Genomic DNA, 4,953 nt, shown 5'->3' with positions numbered 1-4,953 from the left:
GCGCTCGCCGGCACGCTGGTCCAGACCGTGGCCGAGACGCTGGCGACCGTGATGGTGGTCAATCTGGTACGGCCGGGCCATCCGACCACCTTCGGCATCTGGCCGTTCGTCTCGGATCTGCGGACGGGCTCCTTCACCGGCGGGGGCGGCGAGGAGGCGATCCTGAGCGCCGCCGCCATGCAGATCGCCCGCTACTACGACCTGCCCGCCTCGGTCGGGGCCGGCATGACCGATTCCAAGCTGCCGGACAACCAGGCCGGCTTCGAGAAGGGCGTCTCGGTCGCCATGGCCGCCCTGGCCGGCGGTAACTATGTCTGCGAATGCGCCGGGATGCTGGCCAGCCTGATGGGCTGCTCCTTCGAGGCCATGGTCATCGACAACGACATGCTGGGCATGGTCCAGCGCAGCCTCAGGGGCATCGAGGTTAACGACGAGACCCTCTCGCTCGATGCCATCCGCCAGGCGGTCGACGGCCAGGGCCATTTCCTGGGCTCCGACCAGACCCTGGAGCTGATGCAGACCGAATATCTCTATCCCGAGATCGCCGACCGCAAATCGACCTCGGTCTGGGCCGAGGCCGGCGGCCGGGATGTGCTCGAAGCCGCCCATGAGCGGGTGCATGAGATCCTGGGCGCGCATTATCCGAATTATCTAGATGCCAGGACCGACGCTGCGATCCGCGACCGCTTCCCGGTCCGGCTGGCGCCGGCGGATATGCAGGCCGCCTGCAAACGCTGGTAGGGCCCAGCCCAACCCTGCCGGCGGGAACGCGGCGGTTCGTCGCAGTGATGTCCGATCGGATTACGGAACCGTAACAGACACCGGTTTTGCCCGCTGACGACATACGTCCATGTCGCGCGGAAACGCTTCCGATGCCTGCGCCACAGAAATCGCACGGTGCGTCGGGATGTGCGTTGATCGCAGATTTGAATTGCGATAATTACCCATAAATACGCCATCAAATTACCTGAATTACAGGCGTAACTCTGCCCGTTAGGGCACTGACAAGGCGAGCCAAGAAAGGAAGATCAGAACCGACCGCGGCGCGACGCGTGGTTGAGCGATCGGCTCTTCGGGAGCCGGCACTGGTCTCTTTCAATTTCGGGACAAGTGAGGTTTGGCAGCACGCAGAGCGATCTGCGGTGCGGCATATCCGCGTGAACACAGCGCCGACACAGGATTTGAACGACCTCTGCGTGATATGCGACGGGGAACAATCTGTAAGTTCCGCAGTTGAATACCGGAACGGGCGACGACAGGGACCATGCGTATTTCAAATTGGATCATTGGATTGGTCACGGCGGCATTTTTTGCTGGCGCGTGGGGCATCACCAACAGGCCGGTGGACGAGCAGCCTTGGCGCGGCGAACTGCGCGGGCTGTCCTTTGCGCCCTATACCGACGCCCACAATCCCATGACCAAGGTCGACCCGACGCCCGAGGAGATCTCGCGCGATCTCAAGGCCGTCGCCAGCGTCGCCCGCTCGGTTCGTACCTACACCACGCAAGGCACCATGATGCAGGTGCCGCGGCTCGCCTGGAAACAGGGCCTGACCGTCACCGCCGGCGCCTGGATCGGGCCCGATCTCGAAGCGAACAAGCACGAGATCTCGAACTTGATCGACATGACGCGCAGCAACGGCAACATCACGCAGCTCATCGTCGGCAACGAGTCCGTGCTGCGCGCCGACGTGACGGTCCCTGAGCTCATTCAATATATCCGCGCCGTCAAGGCGCTGACGCCGCTGCCCGTCAGCACCGCCGAACCCTGGCATGTCTGGCTCGCCCACCCCGAGCTGGCGCAGCAGGTCGATTTCATCGCGGTCCATATCCTGCCCTTCTGGGAAGGCATCGATCCGGATCAGGCGGTCCAGTTCGTGATGGAGCGCTATGAGGATCTGCAGCGCAAATTCCCCAACAAGCGCATCGTCATCTCGGAAATCGGCTGGCCGTCCGAAGGCCTGACCCGCAAGGACGCGGTCGCCTCGCCGGTCAATCAGGGCCTGTTCCTGCGCCGTTTCCTGGCGGTCGCCCAGGAACATAATCTCGACTATTTCGTCATCGAAGCCTTCGACCAGCCCTGGAAGATGCAGGTCGAGGGCGGTGTCGGCGCCTATTGGGGCATCTTCGACGCCGACCGGCATCTGAAGCCCGCCCTCGATGGCGTGCTGATGAACCGGCCCGACTGGCCCTGGCTGTCGTTGGCGACCCTCGCCATGGGCCTGCCCTTCGTGCTCTGGCTGCTGCGCCAGGAGCTGGGCCTGAAGCGCCGCGGCCGCCTGATCCTCGCCATCCTGGCGCAGGGCACGGTCTCCGCCGGCGTCTGGGTCTATGCCGCCTATTCGGGCCTCTATCTGACGGATCTCGATATCGGCGTGCTGGGCGTGATCGCGCCGGCGACGCTGCTGCTGCTCGGCGTGTTCCTGACCGAGGGCATCGAGATGGTCGAATGCCTCTGGCGCGGCTCCTCGCGCCGGCGCCTGGCGCCGCCCGCCGCCCTCGGCGACGCCCCGCCGCCGATGGTCTCGATCCATGTCCCCTGCCGCAACGAGCCGGCGGACATGATGATCCGCACCATCAAGGCGCTCGAGCGGCTGGACTATCCGAATTTCGAAGTGCTGATCATCGACAATAATTCGACCGACGACAGCTGCTGGCAGCCGGTCGAGGTCTATTGCCGCAATCTCGGGCCGAACTTCCGCTTCTTCCACCTGCCGAAATGGCCGGGCTTCAAGGCGGGCGCGCTCAATTTCGCGCTGGCGCACACCAACCCCGACGCCCAGGTCGTCGCCACCATCGACAGCGACTATGAAGTCAGCCGCGAATGGCTGAAGGACCTGGTCGGCCATTTCGCCGATCCGCAGGTGGCGCTGGTGCAGGCGCCGCAGGATTACCGCGACGGCAAGGACGACCTCTTCAAGCGCTTCTGCTTCTGGGAATATGCCGGCTTCTTCCATCTCGGCATGAAGACCCGCGACGAGCACAACGCCATCATCCAGCACGGCACCATGGCGCTCATCCAGAAAGACGCGTTGACGCGCGTCGGCGGCTGGGCCGAATGGTGCATCACCGAGGATGCCGAGCTGGGCTTGCGCCTGTTCGAGGGCGGTTATCGCGCCGTCTATACCGAGAAGAGCTACGGCAAGGGCCTGATTCCCGACAGCTTCGACGCCTTCCGCAAGCAGCGCTATCGCTGGGCCTATGGCGCGATGCAGATCATGAAGACCCATTGGCGCGAGCTGCTGCCCTGGGGCGAGCGCAAGCTCACGCGCGCCCAGCGCTACCAGTTCGTCGCCGGCTGGCTGCCCTGGATCGCCGACGGCTTCCAGCTGCTGTTCGTCGCCCTCGCCATCCTCTGGACTGCCGGCATGATCCTGCTGCCGCAGTTCATCGAGCCGCCCTTGACGCTGTTCCTCATCGTCACGCTCGGCATGTTCACCTTCAAGGTGGGCAAGTCGCTCTGGCTCTATACCCAGCGCGTGCCCTGCAGCTTCATGGAGCGGGTGGGCGCATCGCTGGCAGGCCTCGCCCTTGGCCACACCGTCGCCAAGGCGGTGTGGCGCGGCGCCTTCACCACGAACCTGCCCTTCATGCGTACGCCCAAGCTGGAGAATCATCCGGCCTTCATTCGCGGCCTGCTCGCCGCCTGGGAAGAGACCTTGATCGCGGTCCTCCTGGTCGGTTTCGGCGTCCTCATCATGATGACCCGCGGCGTGATCGAACCGGCCGCGAAGCTCTGGGCCATGCTGCTCTTCGTGCAGGCCCTGCCCTTCGCCTCGGCGCTGGTGCTCTCGATGATCAACGCCCTGCCGTTCGGCCAGCGTCGCCGCGTGACGTTGCCCATGGGCGCCGCGGAGCAGGCCAAAACGCCTGCCGCCGAATAAGCCGTTCGGGCTGACATGGGCGATCCAGCGATGAGCCGTCGCCCGGCGGTGAGGGCGCCCCGTTTCGTGGCACCCATTCTGGGTCTGCTGCTGGCCGGTCTCGCCGGCGTCGGCTTCTGGTGGCAGATGGGCCGTCCGGTCACGCTGACCGACGCGCCGCCCGGCAAGATCCACTGCGTCTCCTACACGCCCTTCCGCGGCAGCCAGACGCCGTTCGATCCCACGCTCCATATCCCGGCCTGGCAGATCGAGGAGGATTTCAAGATCCTCAGCACCGATGTCGATTGCGTGCGGCTCTACGCGACCGATCAGGGGCTCGACCAGGTCCTGCCGATCGCCCAGCGCTACGGCATGACCGTGCTGGTCGGCGCCTGGATCGGGCGCGACCCGCTGGCGAACGAGCGCCAGTTGAGCGACGTGATCCGGCTCGCCAATGCCTATCCCGAGACGGTCAGGGCGATCATCGTCGGCAACGAGGTGCTGCTGCGCGGCGAGCAGACGCCCGAAGCCCTCGCCGCCATGCTCGCGCGGGTCAAGCAGGCGACCGGCAAGCCCGTCACCTATGCCGATGTCTGGGAGTTCTGGCTCAAGGCGCCGCAGCTCGCGAACGCGGTCGACTTCGTGACCATTCATATCCTCCCCTATTGGGAGGATCAGCCGCAGCCGGTCGCGGCCGGCCTCGCCCATCTCGAGACGATCGTCGACAAGGTCCGCGCCGCCTTCCCCGCGAAGCCGATCCTGATCGGCGAGACCGGCTGGCCCAGCGAAGGCCGCGAGCGCGAAGACGCCACGCCGAGCCTGGTCAACCAGGCGCGTTACCTGCGCGAGTTCATGGCCTATGTGGCCGGCGCCGGCGCCGGGCTCGACTACAATCTCATCGAGGCCTTCGACCAGCCCTGGAAGCGCGCGCTCGAGGGCACGGTCGGCGGCTATTGGGGCCTCTTCGATGCCGATCGCCAGGCGAAGTTCCCCTGGCGCGGCCCGGTCAGCGAATATCCGCAATGGCAGGCCGATTTCGCCATCGCCAGCGGGCTCGGATTTGTGCTGCTGGGCGCCGCTTTCCTCTGGGG

General features: G+C 65.5%; 3 protein-coding genes. All 3 read left to right on the top strand.

Annotated features, from left to right (window positions below; all coding sequences use genetic code 11):
• A partial coding sequence (locus ACREE8_RS13345) for a trimethylamine methyltransferase family protein (protein ID WP_431573495.1) occupies positions 1-741 on the top strand: 741 nt, incomplete at its 5' end.
• Positions 742-1,264: 523 nt separating this feature from the next.
• Positions 1,265-3,883 (top strand): glycosyltransferase, encoded by a 2,619-nt coding sequence (locus ACREE8_RS13340; protein WP_431573494.1) that lies wholly within the window; start codon positions 1,265-1,267, stop codon positions 3,881-3,883.
• Positions 3,884-3,913: 30 nt separating this feature from the next.
• Positions 3,914-4,953: glycosyl hydrolase family 17 protein (locus tag ACREE8_RS13335; protein WP_431573493.1), on the top strand; the 1,040-nt coding region annotated here is incomplete at its 3' end.

The organism is Hypericibacter sp., assembly GCF_050729195.1.
Taxonomy (GTDB): Bacteria; Pseudomonadota; Alphaproteobacteria; order Dongiales; family Dongiaceae; genus Hypericibacter.
Note: the sequence above shows the minus strand (reverse complement) of the source record. Positions and strands in the feature narration are given on the sequence as shown.